The sequence below is a fragment of the Streptomyces pratensis genome, assembly GCF_037137275.1.
In the GTDB taxonomy this organism is placed as follows: Bacteria; Actinomycetota; Actinomycetes; order Streptomycetales; family Streptomycetaceae; genus Streptomyces; species Streptomyces pratensis_B.
In genome coordinates, this window is sequence record NZ_JBBBEN010000093.1 from 1 (window position 1) to 17,500 (window position 17,500).

31 protein-coding genes and 1 pseudogene are annotated in these 17,500 nt (G+C 66.8%); 30 read left to right on the plus strand and 2 right to left on the minus strand.

The window, feature by feature from the left end; translation table 11 throughout:
* Positions 1-191, minus strand: a pseudogene (locus V9U70_RS19275) (hypothetical protein); the annotation flags it as partial.
* A gap of 314 nt (positions 192-505) precedes the next feature.
* The gene (locus V9U70_RS19280) at positions 506-943 is read right to left on the minus strand and encodes an ATP-binding protein (protein WP_336676884.1); all 438 of its coding nucleotides are present in this window, start codon (positions 941-943) and stop codon (positions 506-508) included.
* A gap of 164 nt (positions 944-1,107) precedes the next feature.
* Between V9U70_RS19280 and V9U70_RS19285 the strand changes: the two genes are divergently transcribed.
* From V9U70_RS19285 to rpsK, 30 genes are all read left to right on the plus strand, one after another.
* Entirely contained in the window at positions 1,108-1,986 is an 879-nt protein-coding gene (locus V9U70_RS19285) for a helix-turn-helix domain-containing protein (RefSeq protein WP_336676886.1), read from the plus strand.
* The gene (locus V9U70_RS19290) at positions 1,983-2,192 is read left to right on the plus strand and encodes a DUF397 domain-containing protein (RefSeq protein ID WP_336676888.1); all 210 of its coding nucleotides are present in this window, start codon (positions 1,983-1,985) and stop codon (positions 2,190-2,192) included. Before V9U70_RS19285 ends, V9U70_RS19290 begins: the two co-directional genes overlap by 4 nt.
* A gap of 470 nt (positions 2,193-2,662) precedes the next feature.
* Positions 2,663-2,971 carry a 30S ribosomal protein S10 gene (gene rpsJ / locus V9U70_RS19295; protein ID WP_003948644.1) on the plus strand — a complete coding sequence of 103 codons (309 nt, stop codon included), beginning with the start codon at positions 2,663-2,665 and terminating at the stop codon, positions 2,969-2,971.
* A 14-nt stretch (positions 2,972-2,985) separates the two neighbouring features.
* Positions 2,986-3,630, plus strand: coding sequence for a 50S ribosomal protein L3 (gene rplC, locus V9U70_RS19300; RefSeq protein ID WP_003966960.1), 645 nt, complete (start codon positions 2,986-2,988; stop codon positions 3,628-3,630).
* Positions 3,631-3,634: 4 nt separating this feature from the next.
* A complete protein-coding gene (gene rplD / locus V9U70_RS19305) occupies positions 3,635-4,285 on the plus strand; it encodes a 50S ribosomal protein L4 (RefSeq protein WP_336676891.1) in 651 nt (216 codons plus the stop codon).
* On the plus strand, positions 4,285-4,608 hold the full coding sequence (gene rplW / locus V9U70_RS19310) for a 50S ribosomal protein L23 (protein WP_014154589.1): 324 nt from the start codon (positions 4,285-4,287) through the stop codon (positions 4,606-4,608). Before rplD ends, rplW begins: the two co-directional genes overlap by 1 nt.
* A 39-nt stretch (positions 4,609-4,647) precedes the next feature.
* Complete coding sequence (gene rplB / locus V9U70_RS19315; protein WP_336676894.1) at positions 4,648-5,484, plus strand: 50S ribosomal protein L2; 837 nt, start codon at positions 4,648-4,650, stop codon at positions 5,482-5,484.
* A 12-nt stretch (positions 5,485-5,496) separates the two neighbouring features.
* Entirely contained in the window at positions 5,497-5,778 is a 282-nt protein-coding gene (gene rpsS, locus V9U70_RS19320; protein WP_103509564.1) for a 30S ribosomal protein S19, read from the plus strand.
* 42 nt (positions 5,779-5,820) lie between these two features.
* Positions 5,821-6,168 carry a 50S ribosomal protein L22 gene (rplV, locus tag V9U70_RS19325; RefSeq protein ID WP_004571827.1) on the plus strand — a complete coding sequence of 116 codons (348 nt, stop codon included), beginning with the start codon at positions 5,821-5,823 and terminating at the stop codon, positions 6,166-6,168.
* Positions 6,168-7,007 carry a 30S ribosomal protein S3 gene (rpsC, locus tag V9U70_RS19330; protein ID WP_336676895.1) on the plus strand — a complete coding sequence of 280 codons (840 nt, stop codon included), beginning with the start codon at positions 6,168-6,170 and terminating at the stop codon, positions 7,005-7,007. The genes rplV and rpsC overlap by 1 nt, the downstream gene beginning before the upstream one ends.
* A gap of 5 nt (positions 7,008-7,012) precedes the next feature.
* On the plus strand, positions 7,013-7,432 hold the full coding sequence (gene rplP, locus V9U70_RS19335; protein ID WP_003966953.1) for a 50S ribosomal protein L16: 420 nt from the start codon (positions 7,013-7,015) through the stop codon (positions 7,430-7,432).
* Complete coding sequence (gene rpmC, locus V9U70_RS19340; protein ID WP_003966952.1) at positions 7,432-7,656, plus strand: 50S ribosomal protein L29; 225 nt, start codon at positions 7,432-7,434, stop codon at positions 7,654-7,656. Before rplP ends, rpmC begins: the two co-directional genes overlap by 1 nt.
* The gene (gene rpsQ, locus V9U70_RS19345) at positions 7,656-7,943 is read left to right on the plus strand and encodes a 30S ribosomal protein S17 (protein WP_336676897.1); all 288 of its coding nucleotides are present in this window, start codon (positions 7,656-7,658) and stop codon (positions 7,941-7,943) included. The genes rpmC and rpsQ overlap by 1 nt, the downstream gene beginning before the upstream one ends.
* A 110-nt stretch (positions 7,944-8,053) precedes the next feature.
* On the plus strand, positions 8,054-8,422 hold the full coding sequence (gene rplN / locus V9U70_RS19350) for a 50S ribosomal protein L14 (protein ID WP_003966950.1): 369 nt from the start codon (positions 8,054-8,056) through the stop codon (positions 8,420-8,422).
* A 2-nt stretch (positions 8,423-8,424) separates the two neighbouring features.
* The gene (rplX, locus tag V9U70_RS19355; RefSeq protein WP_003966949.1) at positions 8,425-8,748 is read left to right on the plus strand and encodes a 50S ribosomal protein L24; all 324 of its coding nucleotides are present in this window, start codon (positions 8,425-8,427) and stop codon (positions 8,746-8,748) included.
* Complete coding sequence (gene rplE, locus V9U70_RS19360; protein WP_003966948.1) at positions 8,748-9,305, plus strand: 50S ribosomal protein L5; 558 nt, start codon at positions 8,748-8,750, stop codon at positions 9,303-9,305. The genes rplX and rplE overlap by 1 nt, the downstream gene beginning before the upstream one ends.
* Before the next feature lie 2 nt (positions 9,306-9,307).
* Positions 9,308-9,493 (plus strand): type Z 30S ribosomal protein S14, encoded by a 186-nt coding sequence (locus V9U70_RS19365; RefSeq protein WP_003948630.1) that lies wholly within the window; start codon positions 9,308-9,310, stop codon positions 9,491-9,493.
* Between the two features lie 224 nt (positions 9,494-9,717).
* Positions 9,718-10,116 carry a 30S ribosomal protein S8 gene (gene rpsH / locus V9U70_RS19370; protein WP_003966947.1) on the plus strand — a complete coding sequence of 133 codons (399 nt, stop codon included), beginning with the start codon at positions 9,718-9,720 and terminating at the stop codon, positions 10,114-10,116.
* Between the two features lie 21 nt (positions 10,117-10,137).
* A complete protein-coding gene (gene rplF / locus V9U70_RS19375) occupies positions 10,138-10,677 on the plus strand; it encodes a 50S ribosomal protein L6 (protein ID WP_336676902.1) in 540 nt (179 codons plus the stop codon).
* Positions 10,678-10,679: 2 nt separating this feature from the next.
* Positions 10,680-11,063: a 50S ribosomal protein L18 gene (gene rplR / locus V9U70_RS19380; RefSeq protein ID WP_014047792.1), complete on the plus strand. Its 384-nt coding sequence runs from the start codon at positions 10,680-10,682 to the stop codon at positions 11,061-11,063.
* A gap of 47 nt (positions 11,064-11,110) precedes the next feature.
* Positions 11,111-11,713 (plus strand): 30S ribosomal protein S5, encoded by a 603-nt coding sequence (gene rpsE / locus V9U70_RS19385; RefSeq protein ID WP_336676905.1) that lies wholly within the window; start codon positions 11,111-11,113, stop codon positions 11,711-11,713.
* The gene (rpmD, locus tag V9U70_RS19390) at positions 11,713-11,895 is read left to right on the plus strand and encodes a 50S ribosomal protein L30 (RefSeq protein WP_003966943.1); all 183 of its coding nucleotides are present in this window, start codon (positions 11,713-11,715) and stop codon (positions 11,893-11,895) included. Before rpsE ends, rpmD begins: the two co-directional genes overlap by 1 nt.
* A gap of 1 nt (position 11,896) precedes the next feature.
* Positions 11,897-12,352 carry a 50S ribosomal protein L15 gene (gene rplO, locus V9U70_RS19395; protein WP_003966942.1) on the plus strand — a complete coding sequence of 152 codons (456 nt, stop codon included), beginning with the start codon at positions 11,897-11,899 and terminating at the stop codon, positions 12,350-12,352.
* 492 nt (positions 12,353-12,844) lie between these two features.
* Positions 12,845-14,158: a preprotein translocase subunit SecY gene (secY, locus tag V9U70_RS19400; RefSeq protein WP_336676908.1), complete on the plus strand. Its 1,314-nt coding sequence runs from the start codon at positions 12,845-12,847 to the stop codon at positions 14,156-14,158.
* Positions 14,158-14,817 carry an adenylate kinase gene (locus tag V9U70_RS19405; RefSeq protein WP_336676910.1) on the plus strand — a complete coding sequence of 220 codons (660 nt, stop codon included), beginning with the start codon at positions 14,158-14,160 and terminating at the stop codon, positions 14,815-14,817. The genes secY and V9U70_RS19405 overlap by 1 nt, the downstream gene beginning before the upstream one ends.
* 152 nt (positions 14,818-14,969) lie before the next feature.
* Positions 14,970-15,806, plus strand: a complete 837-nt coding sequence (gene map, locus V9U70_RS19410) for a type I methionyl aminopeptidase (RefSeq protein ID WP_336676912.1) — start codon at positions 14,970-14,972, stop codon at positions 15,804-15,806.
* 174 nt (positions 15,807-15,980) lie between these two features.
* Positions 15,981-16,202 carry a translation initiation factor IF-1 gene (gene infA, locus V9U70_RS19415; RefSeq protein WP_003956442.1) on the plus strand — a complete coding sequence of 74 codons (222 nt, stop codon included), beginning with the start codon at positions 15,981-15,983 and terminating at the stop codon, positions 16,200-16,202.
* 59 nt (positions 16,203-16,261) lie between these two features.
* Positions 16,262-16,375, plus strand: a complete 114-nt coding sequence (gene rpmJ, locus V9U70_RS19420; RefSeq protein ID WP_003956441.1) for a 50S ribosomal protein L36 — start codon at positions 16,262-16,264, stop codon at positions 16,373-16,375.
* A gap of 194 nt (positions 16,376-16,569) precedes the next feature.
* Positions 16,570-16,950, plus strand: a complete 381-nt coding sequence (gene rpsM / locus V9U70_RS19425) for a 30S ribosomal protein S13 (RefSeq protein WP_336676916.1) — start codon at positions 16,570-16,572, stop codon at positions 16,948-16,950.
* Positions 16,951-17,054: 104 nt separating this feature from the next.
* Positions 17,055-17,459 (plus strand): 30S ribosomal protein S11, encoded by a 405-nt coding sequence (rpsK, locus tag V9U70_RS19430; RefSeq protein WP_003956432.1) that lies wholly within the window; start codon positions 17,055-17,057, stop codon positions 17,457-17,459.
* Positions 17,460-17,500: the final 41 nt, after the last annotated feature.

Genomic DNA, 17,500 nt, shown 5'->3' on the forward strand with positions numbered 1-17,500 from the left:
GGCAGGGACTGGATGCGTACGGCGATGCCCACGGCGGTGCAGCTGAGGTCGGGGTGCTGGGCGAGGTGGTTGCCGACGACGGTGAAGCGGGTGGTGTGCGGGATGACGACGTGGATCACGCCGGACCTCGGGTGAGGCCCGGGAACCTCTGCCAGGGCGCGCGTGAGCGCAGTATTCTGCTGGGTAGCCATAGGGAAGCTCCGAACTTCCTTGGTGGTCAGGCCCTCGATCGGGATTGCAGTCCCGGCCGGGGGCCGACGTACGTCTGATGTGTGGTGGCGTGAGCATATGCCTGCCAACCGGTACGAAATCCAGTCGAGTTGGCAAAACTCACCCGTGCGGGTGATGCGCCCCTCGGGACCCGTCAGGTACACGCCGGGTGGGGTGGGGTGGGGTCATTTCCCTGGTTCTTTGAGTAGGTGATGTCGCGCGCCACCGGGACGCGGTTTCGCGCGATCCGGTCGGGACGTACCGGATCGCGCCCGCGCACGACCCGGTGGCGCCGTCAGTCCGCGAGGTCCAGCTCGGCCCAGACGGTCTTGCGTGGGACGGGCCCGGCGGCGACGCCCCAGCGGTCGGCCAGCGCGTCGACGATGAGCAGGCCCCGCCCGGTCTCCTCGTCGGCCAGGGGCGCTTCTCCGGAGCCCGGACCGGGCGGCAGGCGGTCGCCCCGGGTGTCGGTGACCTCGATCCGGAGCAGGACGCCCCCGCTCACCGCCAGGCCCAGCTGGAAGTCCCGTCCCCGTACGCGGCCGTGCACCACCGCGTTCGTCGCCAGCTCCGCGACGATGTGCGCGGCCGACTCCGCAGGGAGCCCCCACGCGCCGAGGTGGGCCACGGTGAGCAGCCGGGCGAGCCGGGCACCCCGCCGGGTGGGCGAGAGCAGAACGGTGAACGCTCGTTCGATAGACGGTTGTTGGGTGAGAACGGTCTCCTGATTCATGTCACTCAGCGTGGCTGCGTCCGCCTACCGTGCACAGCGATCGAGCCCTTGCGTACGGTGACTGTCCGGTGCTTGTCCGGTGCTGTCCGGGCTGTCCGGCGTGACGCACGGGGAACGGACGCGGTTGAGACGGGAACGGTACGCACGTCGGAAGTGGGGCTCGTGTGAGCGTGGTGGGCGACGGTACGGAGCGCAGGGACGCCGGGGCGGACGAGCCTGGCTGGGACGTCGACCCGGACGACGAGTCGGGGGTGGCGGTGGTCGCCGCCGTGGGCCGCCAGATCAAGGCCTGGCGCGAGGCGGCGGGGATGCGGGCGGGCGAGTTCGGCGCGGCGATGGGATACGGCGAGGACCTGATCTACAAGGTGGAGTGCGGCCGGCGCATCCCCCGGCCGGAGTTCCTGGACCGCGCGGACCGGGTCCTGGGCGCGGGCGGCAGGATCGCCTCGATGAAGCCGGACGTGGCGGAGGTGCGGTACCCGAAGAAGATCCGGGAGCTGGCGAAGCTGGAGGCTGCGGCGGTGGAGCTCCTGGCGTACGGCAATCACAACGTCCACGGCCTTTTGCAGACCGAAGACTATGCGCGGGCGCTGTTCGAGATGCGGCGGCCCGCCTTCTCCCAAAACGAGGTGGAGCGGCTGGTGGCCGCTCGCATGGCCCGACAGGCCGTCTTCGGCCGTTCGCCCGCGCCGGAGCTCAGCTTTGTCCAGGAAGAGGTGACGCTTCGGCGTCACCTCGGAGGCAGAATGGTGTGGCGACGACAGCTCGAACGCCTTCTGGAAGTCGGGCAGTTGAGGAACGTCGAAATTCAGGTGATGCCGACCGGTCGCGACGAGCACGCCGGAATGGGTGGCGAGATGCAGGTGCTGAAGTTCAAGGACGGTACGGCGGTGGGGCGCTCCGAAGGCGACTTCGGCAGTCGGCCGGTCTCCGATCCGAAACACCTCCGGATCATCGAGCTGCGGTGTGGCATCATCCGGGCGCAGGCTCTCAACCCGAGAGAGTCGCGGGCCTTCATCGAGCACGTGCTGGGAGAGACATGATCAGCGAGACCTCTGCCGGAGATGCTCCCGCGCTGGAGTGGGTCAAGAGCAGCTACAGCGACAGCAGCAACAGCAATGAGTGCGTCCAGGTGGCCGTCGCCCTCGACGCCGTCCACGTCCGCGACTCCAAGAACGCCCAGGGCCCCCGGCTCGCCATCGCCCCCGGCGCCTGGGCGGGCTTCGTCCCGTACGCCGCCGGTCACTGATCCTCGGACCCCCGTGCGCGCCCGCACGCGCTCGGCGGGACGCTTGTGGGCCCCTCGGCGCCCCGGCGTGCGCGCCCGCGTTTGAGTCCGTGCCTGGTCGGGGTAGTATTCCCGACTCGATTGGCCAGGCCCGCGACCCGTATGGCACACTGACCAGGTTGCTCGGTTGAGTGTCAATGCTGCGCGCCTCCCGCCGGGGGGACCGGAAGCGAGTCCCACAGTACTCGTCGGCTCTGTAAGGGCCGGACGTACGGGAATCTTTCGGGAAGCAAGGCAGGGCGCCGGCCAGGCACCCGGTGGGTGTTCCGCCCCCGGTTCCGCGGTCCTCGGGCCCGCACCCCCTTGGTTGGGATCTTCTTCGGGAGATTTTCGTAGAGGGGATGCGACACGCCCGACCGCGTGGGTCGGAGGGGGAGTCCAGAGAACCCCCGGGTTCCAGAGCGTTACGAGAGACAGGACTACTAGTAGCCATGGCGGGACAGAAGATCCGCATCCGGCTCAAGGCCTACGACCACGAGGTCATCGACTCCTCGGCGAAGAAGATCGTCGAGACGGTGACCCGCACTGGTGCGTCGGTCGCGGGCCCGGTGCCGCTGCCCACTGAGAAGAACGTGTACTGCGTCATCAAGTCGCCGCACAAGTACAAGGACTCTCGCGAGCACTTCGAGATGCGCACGCACAAGCGCCTCATCGACATCCTCGACCCCACGCCGAAGACGGTTGACTCGCTGATGCGCCTCGACCTCCCGGCGGGCGTCGACATCGAGATCAAGCTCTGAGGGGACGGGCCGAGATGAGCAAGAACATCAAGGGCGTCCTGGGCGAGAAGCTCGGCATGACCCAGGTCTGGGACGAGAACAACCGGGTCGTTCCGGTGACCGTCGTCAAGGCCGGGCCGTGCGTCGTGACGCAGGTCCGTACGAACGACAGCGACGGCTACGAAGCGGTCCAGATCGCCTTCGGCGAGATCGACCCGCGCAAGGTGAACAAGCCCCTCAAGGGTCACTTCGCCAAGGCCGACGTCACCCCGCGCCGCCACCTGGTGGAGCTCCGCACCCCTGACGCCAGCGAGTACACGCTGGGCCAGGAGGTCACCGCCGAGGTGTTCGAGTCCGGCGTCAAGGTCGACGTCACGGGCAAGAGCAAGGGCAAGGGCTTCGCCGGTGTCATGAAGCGTCACAACTTCAAGGGCCTCGGCGCCGGGCACGGCACCCAGCGCAAGCACCGTTCCCCCGGTTCCATCGGTGGCTGCGCCACCCCTGGGCGTGTCTTCAAGGGCATGCGCATGGCGGGCCGTATGGGTAACGAGCGCGTCACCACCCAGAACCTGACCATCCACGCGGTTGACGCGGAGAAGGGTCTGCTCCTCATCAAGGGCGCGGTCCCCGGTCCGAACGGCGGCCTCGTCCTGGTCCGTACCGCGGCCAAGGGGGCTTGAGGTAATGAGCACCATTGACATCCTTTCGCCGGCAGGCGACAAGGCCGGTACCGTCGACCTCCCCGCGGAGATCTTCGACGCGAAGACCAGCGTCCCGCTGATCCACCAGGTCGTTGTCGCTCAGCTGGCGGCTGCCCGCCAGGGCACGCACAAGACCAAGCGCCGCGGTGAAGTCCGCGGTGGTGGTAAGAAGCCTTACCGCCAGAAGGGCACCGGCCGCGCCCGCCAGGGTTCGACCCGCGCCCCGCAGTTCGCCGGCGGTGGCGTCGTCCACGGCCCGCAGCCGCGTGACTACTCGCAGCGGACCCCGAAGAAGATGAAGGCCGCCGCCCTACGCGGTGCCCTCTCCGACCGGGCCCGTCACTCCCGCATCCACGTCGTCACCGGCGTGGTCGAGGGTGCCGTCTCCACCAAGGCCGCCAAGACGCTGTTCGGCAAGATCTCGGAGCGCCAGAACCTGCTCCTGGTCGTCGACCGTGCCGACGAGGCCGCGTGGCTGTCCGCGCGCAACCTGCCCCAGGTGCACATCCTGGAGCCGGGCCAGCTCAACACGTACGACGTGATCGTCTCTGACGACGTGGTCTTCACCCAGGCCGCTTTCGAGTCCTTCGTGTCTGGCCCCCAGACCGCTGAGACCGAAGGGAGCGACGCCTGATGAGCGAGGCGACCGTTACCAGCAAGACGTACTCGGACCCGCGTGACGTTCTCGTCAAGCCCGTGGTCTCCGAGAAGAGCTACGCGCTGCTCGACGAGAACAAGTACACGTTCATCGTCGCGCCCGGCTCCAACAAGACCCAGATCAAGCAGGCCGTGGAAGCGGTCTTCTCGGTCAAGGTCACCGGGGTCAACACGATCAACCGGCAGGGTAAGCGCAAGCGCACCAAGACCGGTTTCGGCAAGCGCGCCGACACGAAGCGCGCCATCGTGACCCTCGCCGAGGGCGACCGTATCGACATCTTCGGCGGCCCGACCTCTTAAGTGAGGTCGAGTCGTCCGGAATCGGACGAGGACTGAGAAATGGGTATCCGCAAGTACAAGCCGACGACCCCGGGCCGTCGTGGCTCCAGCGTCGCCGACTTTGTCGAGATCACGCGGTCCACGCCGGAGAAGTCGCTGGTCCGCCCCCTGCACAGCAAGGGCGGCCGTAACAACGCCGGTCGTGTGACCGTTCGCCACCAGGGTGGTGGCCACAAGCGCGCCTACCGCGTGATCGACTTCCGTCGTCACGACAAGGACGGCGTGCCGGCCAAGGTCGCGCACATCGAGTACGACCCGAACCGCACCGCGCGCATCGCGCTGCTGCACTACGCGGACGGCGAGAAGCGCTACATCGTCGCTCCCCGTGGCCTGTCGCAGGGTGACCGTGTCGAGAACGGCCCGGCCGCCGACATCAAGCCCGGCAACAACCTGGCGCTGCGCAACATCCCGGTCGGTACGACCATCCACGCCATCGAGCTGCGGCCCGGCGGCGGCGCGAAGTTCGCCCGTTCCGCGGGCGCCTCCGTGCAGCTGCTGGCGAAGGAGGGCACCATGGCCCACCTTCGTATGCCGTCGGGTGAGATCCGCCTGGTCGACGCCCGCTGCCGCGCCACGATCGGTGAGGTCGGCAACGCCGAGCAGTCGAACATCAACTGGGGCAAGGCCGGCCGCATGCGCTGGAAGGGCGTTCGCCCGACCGTCCGCGGTGTCGCGATGAACCCGGTTGACCACCCGCACGGTGGTGGTGAAGGCAAGACCTCCGGTGGTCGTCACCCGGTCTCGCCGTGGGGTCAGAAGGAGGGTCGTACGCGCTCTCCCAAGAAGGCGAGCAGCAAGTACATCGTCCGCCGCCGCAAGACGAACAAGAAGCGCTAGGAGCGGGTTTAGATGCCGCGCAGTCTCAAGAAGGGGCCCTTCGTCGACGGCCACCTCATCAAGAAGGTGGACGTACAGAACGACGCGGGGACCAAGAACGTCATCAAGACCTGGTCCCGTCGCTCGATGATCGTCCCGGCGATGCTGGGTCACACCATCGCGGTGCACAACGGCAAGATCCACGTCCCGGTGTTCGTCACCGAGTCGATGGTCGGCCACAAGCTCGGCGAGTTCTCGCCGACTCGCACCTTCCGCGGCCACGTCAAGGACGACCGGAAGTCGAAGCGCCGCTAGCGCGGGGTGGAAACGACTATGACTTACACCGAAGGGACAACCATGGAAGCCAGGGCCCAGGCGCGGTACATCCGCGTCACGCCCATGAAGGCCCGCCGAGTGGTGGACCTCATCCGTGGCATGGATGCCACGGAGGCTCAGGCGGTCCTGCGTTTCGCTCCGCAGGCCGCGAGCGTGCCGGTTGGCAAGGTGCTGGACAGCGCCATCGCCAACGCTGCACACAACTACGACCACACCGACGCCTCTTCGCTGGTCATCAGCGAGGCGTACGTGGACGAGGGCCCGACCCTGAAGCGGTTCCGTCCGCGCGCTCAGGGCCGTGCCTACCGGATCCGTAAGCGGACCAGCCACATCACCGTGGTCGTCAGCAGCAAGGAAGGAACCCGGTAATGGGCCAGAAGGTAAACCCGCACGGGTTCCGGCTCGGCATCACCACGGACTTCAAGTCCCGCTGGTACGCCGACAAGCTGTACAAGGACTACGTCAAGGAAGACGTCGCCATTCGTCGCATGATGACGAAGGGCATGGAGCGGGCCGGCATCTCGAAGGTCGAGATCGAGCGCACCCGCGACCGCGTCCGCGTTGACATCCACACCGCCCGCCCGGGCATCGTCATCGGTCGCCGCGGCGCCGAGGCCGATCGCATCCGCGGCGAGCTGGAGAAGCTGACCGGCAAGCAGGTCCAGCTGAACATCCTCGAGGTCAAGAACCCCGAGGTGGACGCTCAGCTGGTGGCCCAGGCCGTCGCCGAGCAGCTCTCCTCCCGCGTCTCCTTCCGTCGTGCCATGCGCAAGAGCATGCAGAGCTCGATGAAGGCCGGCGCCAAGGGCATCAAGATCCAGTGCGGCGGTCGCCTCGGCGGCGCCGAGATGTCCCGCTCGGAGTTCTACCGCGAGGGCCGCGTGCCCCTGCACACGCTCCGCGCCAACGTCGACTACGGCTTCTTCGAGGCCAAGACGACCTTCGGCCGCATCGGCGTGAAGGTCTGGATCTACAAGGGCGACGTCAAGAACATCGCCGAGGTTCGCGCCGAGAACGCCGCGGCCCGCGCCGGCAACCGTCCGGCTCGTGGCGGCGCTGACCGCCCGGCCGGCCGCGGTGGCCGTGGTGGCGAGCGTGGCGGTCGCGGCCGTAAGCCGCAGCAGTCGGCTCCGGCAGCCGAGGCCCCCAAGGCCGACGCTCCCGCCGCCGCTGCTCCGGCTGCTGAGAGCACCGGAACGGAGGCCTGACCGAAATGCTGATCCCCCGTAGGGTCAAGCACCGCAAGCAGCACCACCCGAAGCGCAGCGGTATGTCCAAGGGTGGCACGCAGGTTGCGTTCGGCGAGTACGGCATCCAGGCGCTGACCCCGGCCTACGTGACGAACCGTCAGATCGAGTCCGCTCGTATCGCGATGACCCGTCACATCAAGCGTGGCGGCAAGGTCTGGATCAACATCTACCCGGACCGCCCCCTCACCAAGAAGCCTGCCGAGACCCGCATGGGTTCCGGTAAGGGTTCCCCCGAGTGGTGGATCGCGAACGTCAAGCCGGGCCGGGTGATGTTCGAGCTGTCCTACCCGAACGAGAAGATTGCTCGTGAGGCGCTCACCCGCGCTGCTCACAAGCTTCCGATGAAGTGCCGGATCGTTCGGCGCGAGGCAGGTGAGTCGTGATGTCGGCCGGTACCAAGGCGTCCGAGCTGCGCGAGCTGGGCGACGAGGAGCTCCTCAACAAGCTCCGCGAAGCCAAGGAAGAGCTGTTCAACCTCCGCTTCCAGGCGGCGACGGGCCAGCTCGAGAACCACGGCCGGCTCAAGTCCGTCCGTAAGGACATCGCCCGGATCTACACCCTGATGCGTGAGCGCGAGCTGGGCATCGAGACGGTGGAGAGCGCCTGATGAGCGAGAAGACTGTGACTGAGACCAGCAAGACCGACCGCGGCTTCCGCAAGACCCGTGAGGGCCTGGTCGTCGGCGACAAGATGGACAAGACCGTCGTCGTCGCCGTCGAGGACCGCGTCAAGCACGCGCTGTACGGCAAGGTCATCCGCCGTACGAACAAGCTCAAGGCCCACGACGAGCAGAACTCCGCCGGCGTCGGCGACCGCGTCCTCATCATGGAGACGCGTCCGCTGTCCGCCACGAAGCGCTGGCGCATCGTCGAGATCCTCGAGAAGGCCAAGTAATTCCTGAGGGGCATTCCCCTCAGGTCAGTTCCGCCAGGCTCGGTGAGGTGCCTCTCCGGTAACGGAGAGGNGGCACCCGCCGGGAACCGGCAGACGATCAGGAGATAGACGTGATCCAGCAGGAGTCGCGACTGCGTGTCGCCGACAACACGGGTGCGAAGGAAATTCTCACCATTCGTGTTCTCGGTGGCTCGGGTCGCCGCTACGCGGGTATCGGTGACGTCATCGTCGCCACCGTCAAGGACGCGATCCCCGGTGGCAACGTGAAGAAGGGTGACGTCGTCAAGGCCGTCATCGTTCGCACCGTCAAGGAGCGTCGCCGTCAGGATGGCTCGTACATCCGCTTCGACGAGAACGCCGCCGTCATTCTGAAGAACGACGGCGACCCCCGCGGCACCCGCATCTTCGGCCCGGTGGGCCGAGAGCTGCGCGAGAAGAAGTTCATGAAGATCATCTCGCTCGCGCCGGAGGTGCTGTAAGCATGAAGATCAAGAAGGGCGACCTGGTTCAGGTCATCACCGGTAAGGACAAGGGCAAGCAGGGCAAGGTCATCGTGGCCTACCCCGCTCAGGACCGCGTCCTCGTCGAGGGTGTCAACCGGGTCAAGAAGCACACCAAGGCCGGTCAGACGGCTCGCGGTTCGCAGACGGGTGGCATCGTCACCACTGAGGCCCCGATCCACGTCAGCAACGTACAGCTGGTCGTGGAGAAGGACGGCAACAAGGTTGTCACCCGCGTCGGCTACCGCTTTGACGACGAGGGCAACAAGATCCGCGTTGCCAAGCGGACCGGTGAGGACATCTGATGACTGCCACCACTGCGCCGCGTCTCAAGACGCGCTACCGCGAGGAAATCGCCGGCAAGCTGCGTGAGGAGTTCTCGTACGAGAACGTCATGCAGGTTCCCGGTCTGGTCAAGATCGTGGTCAACATGGGTGTGGGCGACGCCGCCCGCGACTCCAAGCTGATCGACGGGGCCGTCAAGGACCTCACCACGATCACCGGTCAGAAGCCGGCCGTCACCAAGGCCCGCAAGTCCATCGCGCAGTTCAAGCTGCGCGAGGGCCAGCCGATCGGCTGCCACGTCACCCTCCGCGGTGACCGGATGTGGGAGTTCCTGGACCGTACGCTGTCGCTCGCGCTGCCGCGTATCCGTGACTTCCGCGGTCTGTCGCCGAAGCAGTTCGACGGCCGTGGCAACTACACCTTCGGTCTCACGGAGCAGGTCATGTTCCACGAGATCGACCAGGACAAGATCGACCGGGTCCGGGGCATGGACATCACCGTGGTCACCACGGCGACCAACGACGACGAGGGTCGTGCCCTCCTTCGTCACCTCGGCTTCCCGTTCAAGGAGAACTGACCGTGGCGAAGAAGGCTCTGATCGCTAAGGCCGCCCGTAAGCCGAAGTTCGGCGTGCGCGGGTACACCCGCTGCCAGCGCTGCGGCCGGCCCCACTCCGTCTACCGCAAGTTCGGCCTGTGCCGCGTGTGCCTTCGTGAGATGGCTCACCGTGGCGAGCTGCCGGGCGTGACCAAGAGCTCCTGGTAACTCTCCTTCGCCCCCTGGGCGTTGGAAGTACCCGGAGACTCTCGGTAAGCATCTGGTCGGCAGGAGCCCGGCCTTTCATGCCGTAGGCTTGAAGGGTTGGGCGCCTGCCGCCCAAGACCGACTTACTACGCCGTAGGTCCCCGCACCGCACCCGTCCCGCCACTGAGTGGGGAGAGGGATGGCGCATACAGGAAACCCCGGCGAGAGAGGCCGAAGGCCAATTCATGACCATGACTGATCCCATCGCAGACATGCTCACGCGTCTGCGTAACGCGAACTCGGCGTACCACGACTCCGTCGTGATGCCGCACAGCAAGATCAAGTCGCACATCGCGGAGATCCTCCAGCAGGAGGGCTTCATCACCGGCTGGAAGGTCGAGGACGCCGAGGTCGGCAAGAACCTCGTCCTCGAGCTGAAGTTCGGCCCGAACCGCGAGCGCTCGATCGCCGGCATCAAGCGGATCTCGAAGCCGGGTCTGCGTGTTTACGCGAAGTCCACCAACCTGCCGAAGGTCCTCGGCGGTCTGGGCGTGGCGATCATCTCCACGTCCCACGGCCTCCTGACCGGCCAGCAGGCAGGCAAGAAGGGCGTAGGTGGGGAAGTCCTCGCCTACGTCTGGTAGTCGGGAAAGGAAGGAAAGCTCATGTCGCGAATCGGCAAGCTCCCCATCCAGGTTCCCGCCGGTGTGGACGTCACCATCGATGGCCGCACGGTCGCGGTGAAGGGCCCCAAGGGTTCCCTCTCGCACACCGTCGCCGCGCCGATCGAGGTCACCAAGGGCGAGGACGGCGTGCTCAACGTCACCCGCCCGAACGACGAGCGTCAGAACAAGGCCCTCCACGGCCTGTCCCGCACGCTGGTGGCGAACATGATCACCGGCGTGACCACGGGTTACACGAAGGCGCTCGAGATCAGCGGTGTCGGTTACCGCGTCCAGGCGAAGGGCTCCAACCTGGAGTTCGCCCTGGGCTACAGCCACCCGATCCTCATCGAGGCTCCGGAAGGCATCACCTTCAAGGTCGAGTCGCCCACGAAGCTCAGCGTCGAGGGCATCGACAAGCAGAAGGTCGGCGAGGTAGCCGCCAACATCCGCAAGCTGCGGAAGCCCGACCCGTACAAGGCCAAGGGCGTCAAGTACGCGGGCGAGGTCATCCGCCGCAAGGTCGGAAAGGCTGGTAAGTAGCCATGGCATACGGTGTGAAGATCGCCAAGGGCGACGCTTACAAGCGTGCCGCTCTCAAGCGGCGGCACATCCGCGTCCGCAAGCACATCTCCGGTTCGCCGGAGCGTCCCCGCTTGGTCGTGACGCGTTCCAACCGCCACATCGTGGCCCAGGTCATCGACGACATCGCGGGCCACACGCTCGCGTCGGCGTCGACCCTGGACACCTCGATCCGTGGTGGCGAGGGCGACAAGAGCGCCCAGGCCAAGCAGGTCGGCGCCCTGGTCGCCGAGCGTGCCAAGGCTGCAGGCGTCGAGGCCGTCGTGTTTGACCGCGGTGGTAACCAGTACGCCGGGCGGATTGCCGCTCTGGCTGACGCCGCCCGTGAAGCCGGGCTGAAGTTCTAAGCCCCGGTTCCTACGCACAGCGGACGTAACAGAGAGAGGTAATTCCCATGGCTGGACCCCAGCGCCGCGGAAGCGGTGCCGGTGGCGGCGAGCGGCGGGACCGGAAGGGCCGTGACGGTGGCGGTGCCGCCGAGAAGACCGCGTACGTCGAGCGCGTCGTCGCGATCAACCGTGTCGCCAAGGTTGTGAAGGGTGGTCGTCGCTTCAGCTTTACCGCGCTGGTCGTGGTGGGCGATGGTGACGGCACCGTCGGTGTCGGATACGGCAAGGCCAAGGAAGTTCCCGCGGCCATCGCCAAGGGCGTTGAAGAGGCCAAGAAGAACTTCTTCAAGGTTCCGCGTATCCAGGGCACCATCCCTCACCCGATCCAGGGCGAGAAGGCTGCGGGCGTCGTCATGCTCAAGCCGGCTTCCCCCGGTACCGGTGTGATCGCCGGTGGCCCGGTGCGCGCCGTTCTTGAGTGCGCCGGCGTTCACGACATCCTGTCGAAGTCGCTCGGCTCGTCCAACGCGATCAACATCGTGCACGCGACCGTGGCGGCCCTTCAGGGCCTGCAGCGTCCCGAGGAGATCGCGGCTCGCCGTGGTCTGCCCCTCGAGGACGTCGCCCCCGCGGCTCTGCTGCGGGCACGTGCGGGAGCGGGTGCGTAATGGCTCGCCTCAAGATCACGCAGACGAAGTCGTACATCGGCAGCAAGCAGAACCACCGCGACACCCTGCGTTCGCTCGGGCTCAAGCGCCTGAACGACTCGGTTGTCAAGGAGGACCGCCCCGAGTTCCGCGGAATGGTGCACACCGTCCGCCACCTCGTGACGGTAGAGGAGGTTGACTGACATGGCGGAGAACAGCCCGCTGAAGGCCCACAACCTCCGGCCTGCCCCGGGCGCCAAGACCGCCAAGACCCGTGTGGGTCGTGGTGAGGCGTCCAAGGGTAAGACCGCAGGCCGTGGTACCAAGGGTACGAAGGCTCGTTACCAGGTTCCGGAGCGCTTCGAGGGTGGCCAGATGCCCCTCCACATGCGTCTCCCGAAGCTCAAGGGCTTCAAGAACCCGTTCCGCACGGAGTACCAGGTCGTGAACCTGGACAAGCTCGCGACGCTCTACCCCGAGGGTGGAGAGGTCACGGTGGCCGACCTGGTCGCCAAGGGCGCTGTGCGCAACAACCACCTCGTCAAGGTCCTCGGACAGGGCGAGATCTCCGTGGCGCTGCAGGTTTCGGTTGACGCCGTCTCCGGCTCCGCCAAGGAGAAGATCACCGCCGCCGGCGGTACGGTCACCGAGCTCGTCTGAGCCGCGGGACAGAACTGAGCCCGGTCGGCTGCCTCTTGCGAGGTGGCCGACCGGGCTTTTCCGCGTCCCGGTGCGCCTCTGCCCGCCCGGCCCGTCGGGGCGCGGGCCCGAGAAGGCCGCTCACCGTCCGCTCAGCGGTCCGTCGGCGGTCCTGGCGCGGCCGGACCCGGAGGCGCCCTCACTCGGCGTACACACGCGGCCGTGCACGGTGAGGCCCGAAGGCCGGTCCACCGCGTCGTCCGTGGTAGGGGTGTACGGGAAACGGGGGACCGCTGAGGCGGGCCGCGGCGTGGCTTCTGCGGCCTTATCGCCCGTCGTGGGGGCCCTCACCCGCGCACTGGGGGGCCGACGCGTATTTCCCGCCCCGTGCTCCGCCGGGTAGGGTGGCGCCGTTAATCTTTGTGGCCTCCTTACGATGTAGGGCTGCCCTGTATCCGATCCCATCCAGACCCGTCGCCTCTGACGCATAGCGCGGGGGTCGCAGGAGGCACCGTGTTCACCGCGTTCGCCCGAGCGTTCAAGACGCCCGACCTGCGCAAGAAGCTGCTCTTCACGCTCGGCATCATCGTGATCTACCGGCTCGGGGCGCATGTCCCGGCCCCCGGAGTCGACTACGCGAAGGTGCAGCAGTGCATCGACCAGGCCGATTCGGGTGGCCTCCTCGGTCTGATGCAGATGTTCAGCGGTGGCGCCCTGTTGCAGATCACCATCTTCGCGCTCGGCATCATGCCGTACATCACGGCCAGCATCATTCTCCAACTGCTGACCGTCGTGATCCCGCGCCTGGAGGCCCTCAAGAAGGAGGGGCAGTCCGGCACGGCCAAGATCACGCAGTACACGCGTTACCTGACCGTCGCGCTTGCCATCCTCCAGGGCACCGGCCTGGTCGCCACGGCCCGGAGCGGGGCGCTGTTCCAGAACTGCTCCGTGTCCAGTCAGATCGTGGCGGACAAGTCGATCTTCACCACGATCATCATGGTCCTCACGATGACCGCCGGCACGGCCGCGGTCATGTGGCTCGGTGAGCTGATCACCGACCGCGGCATCGGCAACGGCATGTCGATCCTGATGTTCATCTCGATCGCCGCCACGTTCCCCGGCGCCCTGTGGGCCATCAAGGAGAGCGGCAAGCTGGCCGACGGCTGGATCGAGTTCGGCACGGTCATCCTCATCGGCTTCGTGATGGTCGGCCTCGTCGTCTTCGTCGAGCAGGCCCAGCGCCGCATCCCGGTGCAGTACGCGAAGCGCATGATCGGACGCAGGTCCTACGGCGGCACGTCGACGTACATCCCGCTGAAGGTGAACCAGGCGGGTGTGATCCCGGTCATCTTCGCCTCGTCGCTGCTCTACATCCCGGCGCTGATCGTCCAGTTCTCCGGCTCGACCGCGGGCTGGTCGACCTGGATTCAGGACCACTTCGTGGACGGGACGCACCCGTACTACATCGCCACGTACTTCGTGCTCATCGTCTTCTTCGCCTTCTTCTACGTGGCCATTTCGTTCAACCCCGACGAAGTCGCCGACAACATGAAGAAGTATGGTGGGTTCATCCCGGGTATCCGGGCAGGTCGACCTACTGCCGAGTACCTGAGCTACGTGCTCAACAGGATCACTTGGCCGGGCTCGCTGTACCTGGGTCTGATCGCTCTGGTGCCGACGATGGCGTTGGCAGGCTTCGGCGGTGCTAACCAGAACTTCCCGTTCGGCGGGACGAGCATCCTCATCATCGTGGGTGTGGGTCTGGAGACCGTGAAGCAGATCGAGAGTCAGCTCCAGCAGCGCAATTACGAAGGGTTCCTCCGCTGATGCGCATCGTCCTCGTCGGGCCTCCGGGTGCCGGCAAGGGAACGCAGGCTGCGTACCTTGCCAACAACCTGTCGATTCCGCACATCGCCACGGGCGACCTCTTCCGCGCCAACATCAGCCAGGGCACCGACCTTGGCAAGCAGGCCCGCGCCTACATGGACGCCGGGCAGCTGGTGCCGAACGAGGTCACCATCGAGATGGCCAAGGACCGCATGGCTCAGCCGGACGCCGAGAACGGCTTCCTGCTGGACGGCTTCCCGCGCAACGTGGGCCAGGCAGAGGCTCTCGACGTGATGCTCAAGGGCGAGGGCGTGAAGCTGGACGCGGTCCTCGATCTGGAGGTCCCGGAGGACGAGGTCGTGAAGCGGATCGCGGGCCGCCGCATCTGCCGCAAGGACAGCGCGCACGTCTTCCACGTCGCGTACAACCAGCCGAAGACCGAGGGCGTCTGCGACGTCTGCGGCGGCGAGCTGTACCAGCGGGACGACGACAGCGAGGAGACGGTCCGCACGCGGCTGGAGGTCTACCACACGCAGACCGAGCCGATCATCGACTACTACCGGGCCCAGGGCCTGGTGGCGACGATCTCCGCGCTCGGCAAGGTCTCCGAGGTGACCGAGCGCGCCATGGCGGCGCTGAACCAGCCCGTCGAGAGCTGAGCGTCACCTTCCGCACCACCGCATGGCAGTCGGCCGCGGCGCCCCNGGGCGCCGCGGCCGACTGCTTGCGCCCGTATCGTGGAGTACGGCGCAGCCGTCCCCGTCACCCCGAGCGGTGAATCTCCCCCGTCGACACAGAGAGGCGCCGAGCAATGGTGCAGATCAAGACCCCCGAGCAGATCGCGAAGATGCGCGAGGCGGGCCTGGTGGTCGCTGCCATTCACGCCGCCACCCGTGAGGCGGCCGTCCCCGGGGCCACCACCCGCGACCTGGACCAGGCCGCCCGCAAGGTGATCGCCGACCACGGGGCCACGTCGAACTTCCTCGGGTACGGCGGGTTCCCCGCGACCATCTGCACCTCGGTCAACGAGGTCGTCGTCCACGGCATCCCCGACGACAAGACGGTCCTCAAGGACGGCGACATCATCTCGATCGACGCCGGCGCGATCGTCGACGGCTGGCACGGCGACGCCGCGTACACCGCCTTCGTGGGGACCGGCCACGCCCCGGAGCTCGTCGAGCTGTCCCGGGTGACCGAGGAGTCCATGTGGGCCGGGATCGCCGCGATGAAGGTGAACAACCGCCTCATCGACATCTCCAAGGCGATCGAGTCCTACATCCGCCGCCAGCCCCGCCCGGCGACCGGGAAGTACGGGATCATCGAGGACTACGGCGGCCACGGCATCGGCACCGAGATGCACATGGACCCGCACCTGCTGAACTACGTCTCCCGCAAGCGCGGCAAGGGCATCAAGCTGGTCCCGGGCGTCTGCCTGGCGATCGAGCCGATGGTCTCGCTCGGCACGGCCCGCACGGACGTCCTCAGCGACGACTGGACGGTCGTCACGACGGACGGCTCGTGGTCCTCGCACTGGGAGCACTCCATCGCGCTGACCGAGCAGGGCCCGCTGGTGCTGACCGCTCCCGACTGCGGCCGGGCCAAGCTGGCGGAGTACGGCGTGGAAGCGGCGCCCGATCCTCTGGCCTGATGCGACCCTTCCGGCAGGTCTAAGGATCACTCCGGCTGGGCAAACTTGACGGATTCGTCTTTTGGAGTCCGCTCAAGTAGACTGACGCGTCGGCTCTCGTGCATCAGTGTGCCCGCATGTACGGCACATCGAGAAACAAGAGTCGATCAAGGTAGCCGATTCGAAAGGCGAAGCGTGGCCAAGAAGCAAGGTGCCATCGAGATTGAGGGCACCGTGATCGAGTCCCTCCCGAACGCAATGTTCAAGGTGGAGCTCCAGAACGGTCACAAGGTCCTGGCGCACATCAGCGGCAAGATGCGGATGCACTACATCCGTATTCTCCCGGATGACCGGGTCGTGGTGGAGCTCTCTCCGTACGACCTGACGCGTGGCCGGATCGTCTACCGATACAAGTAGATCTTGCCCGCATCCCGTTTCGGCGGGTGATGGCACTGACCCGGAGAACCTGACATCCCATGAAGGTCAAGCCGAGCGTCAAGAAGATCTGCGACAAGTGCAAGGTGATCCGCCGTCACGGTCGGGTCATGGTCATCTGCGACAACCTGCGCCACAAGCAGCGCCAGGGCTGACGCACGACCGCCTGCATCTCGCAGTTCTTCGCGCGACGCACGTCATACGTACATACGCAGAGCCCGTCCAAGCCACGGCTGACGACACCTCCGGCGGGGGCCGGGGACCCGGGCGTACCACCGCTCCTCGGGAGCGGTCGGCGGTCGGGAGTGGCACTGCGGAAGACCCCCGATCTAACAACTGGAGCCATTGAATGGCACGCGTTTCAGGTGTTGACATCCCGCGCGAAAAGCGCGTGGAGGTTGCCCTCACCTACGTCTTCGGCATCGGGCGCACCCGGTCCAAGGAGATCCTCGCCAGCACCGGCGTGAACCCGGACACCCGCGTTCGCGACCTGGCCGAGGAAGACCTCGTCAAGATCCGCGAGCACGTGGACGCCAACCTCCGCACCGAGGGCGACCTCCGCCGTGAGGTCCAGGCGAACATCCGCCGCAAGGTCGAGATCGGCTCCTACCAGGGCATCCGACACCGCCGTGGTCTGCCGGTCCGCGGTCAGCGCACGAGCACGAACGCGCGTACCCGCAAGGGCCCGCGTCGCGCCATCGCCGGTAAGAAGAAGCCGGGCAAGAAGTAGTCCTCAGCGGACGCACTGCGGACGTCCGGTTTTCCGGGCCCCGCAGCAACCAGCGGTCTTCGCTGTAGGACCGATCACCTCCCCTCTCCATCTGGAGTCAAGACATGCCCCCCAAGGGTCGTCAGGGCGCAGCCAAGAAGGTGCGTCGCAAGGAAAAGAAGAACGTCGCTCACGGCCACGCGCACATCAAGAGCACGTTCAACAACACCATCGTCTCGATCACGGACCCCTCGGGCAACGTGATCTCCTGGGCCTCCGCCGGCCACGTCGGCTTCAAGGGCTCGCGCAAGTCCACTCCGTTCGCCGCGCAGATGGCCGCCGAGTCGGCTGCCCGTCGCGCGCAGGAGCACGGCATGCGCAAGGTCGACGTCTTCGTCAAGGGTCCCGGCTCCGGCCGTGAGACCGCGATCCGCTCCCTCCAGGCCACGGGCCTCGAGGTCGGTTCGATCCAGGACGTCACCCCGACGCCGCACAACGGCTGCCGTCCGCCGAAGCGTCGCCGCGTCTGACCCGTCACGGCCGGTGACGGCCGTGCGTCAGTAACGCTGGA

Excerpts from the sequence above, each read along its gene's own strand:
- V9U70_RS19280 (WP_336676884.1), bottom strand. The coding sequence starts at position 943 with ATGAATCAGGAGACCGTTCTCACCCAACAACCGTCTATCGAACGAGCG.
- V9U70_RS19290 (WP_336676888.1), top strand. The coding sequence starts at position 1,983 with ATGATCAGCGAGACCTCTGCCGGAGATGCTCCCGCGCTGGAGTGGGTC.
- rpsJ (WP_003948644.1), top strand. The coding sequence starts at position 2,663 with ATGGCGGGACAGAAGATCCGCATCCGGCTCAAGGCCTACGACCACGAG.
- rplC (WP_003966960.1), top strand. The coding sequence starts at position 2,986 with ATGAGCAAGAACATCAAGGGCGTCCTGGGCGAGAAGCTCGGCATGACC.
- rplD (WP_336676891.1), top strand. The coding sequence starts at position 3,635 with ATGAGCACCATTGACATCCTTTCGCCGGCAGGCGACAAGGCCGGTACC.
- rplW (WP_014154589.1), top strand. The coding sequence starts at position 4,285 with ATGAGCGAGGCGACCGTTACCAGCAAGACGTACTCGGACCCGCGTGAC.
- rplB (WP_336676894.1), top strand. The coding sequence starts at position 4,648 with ATGGGTATCCGCAAGTACAAGCCGACGACCCCGGGCCGTCGTGGCTCC.
- rpsS (WP_103509564.1), top strand. The coding sequence starts at position 5,497 with ATGCCGCGCAGTCTCAAGAAGGGGCCCTTCGTCGACGGCCACCTCATC.
- rplV (WP_004571827.1), top strand. The coding sequence starts at position 5,821 with ATGGAAGCCAGGGCCCAGGCGCGGTACATCCGCGTCACGCCCATGAAG.
- rpsC (WP_336676895.1), top strand. The coding sequence starts at position 6,168 with ATGGGCCAGAAGGTAAACCCGCACGGGTTCCGGCTCGGCATCACCACG.
- rplP (WP_003966953.1), top strand. The coding sequence starts at position 7,013 with ATGCTGATCCCCCGTAGGGTCAAGCACCGCAAGCAGCACCACCCGAAG.
- rpmC (WP_003966952.1), top strand. The coding sequence starts at position 7,432 with ATGTCGGCCGGTACCAAGGCGTCCGAGCTGCGCGAGCTGGGCGACGAG.
- rpsQ (WP_336676897.1), top strand. The coding sequence starts at position 7,656 with ATGAGCGAGAAGACTGTGACTGAGACCAGCAAGACCGACCGCGGCTTC.
- rplX (WP_003966949.1), top strand. The coding sequence starts at position 8,425 with ATGAAGATCAAGAAGGGCGACCTGGTTCAGGTCATCACCGGTAAGGAC.
- rplE (WP_003966948.1), top strand. The coding sequence starts at position 8,748 with ATGACTGCCACCACTGCGCCGCGTCTCAAGACGCGCTACCGCGAGGAA.
- rpsH (WP_003966947.1), top strand. The coding sequence starts at position 9,718 with ATGACCATGACTGATCCCATCGCAGACATGCTCACGCGTCTGCGTAAC.
- rplF (WP_336676902.1), top strand. The coding sequence starts at position 10,138 with ATGTCGCGAATCGGCAAGCTCCCCATCCAGGTTCCCGCCGGTGTGGAC.
- rplR (WP_014047792.1), top strand. The coding sequence starts at position 10,680 with ATGGCATACGGTGTGAAGATCGCCAAGGGCGACGCTTACAAGCGTGCC.
- rpsE (WP_336676905.1), top strand. The coding sequence starts at position 11,111 with ATGGCTGGACCCCAGCGCCGCGGAAGCGGTGCCGGTGGCGGCGAGCGG.
- rpmD (WP_003966943.1), top strand. The coding sequence starts at position 11,713 with ATGGCTCGCCTCAAGATCACGCAGACGAAGTCGTACATCGGCAGCAAG.
- rplO (WP_003966942.1), top strand. The coding sequence starts at position 11,897 with ATGGCGGAGAACAGCCCGCTGAAGGCCCACAACCTCCGGCCTGCCCCG.
- V9U70_RS19405 (WP_336676910.1), top strand. The coding sequence starts at position 14,158 with ATGCGCATCGTCCTCGTCGGGCCTCCGGGTGCCGGCAAGGGAACGCAG.
- map (WP_336676912.1), top strand. The coding sequence starts at position 14,970 with ATGGTGCAGATCAAGACCCCCGAGCAGATCGCGAAGATGCGCGAGGCG.
- rpmJ (WP_003956441.1), top strand. The coding sequence starts at position 16,262 with ATGAAGGTCAAGCCGAGCGTCAAGAAGATCTGCGACAAGTGCAAGGTG.
- rpsM (WP_336676916.1), top strand. The coding sequence starts at position 16,570 with ATGGCACGCGTTTCAGGTGTTGACATCCCGCGCGAAAAGCGCGTGGAG.
- rpsK (WP_003956432.1), top strand. The coding sequence starts at position 17,055 with ATGCCCCCCAAGGGTCGTCAGGGCGCAGCCAAGAAGGTGCGTCGCAAG.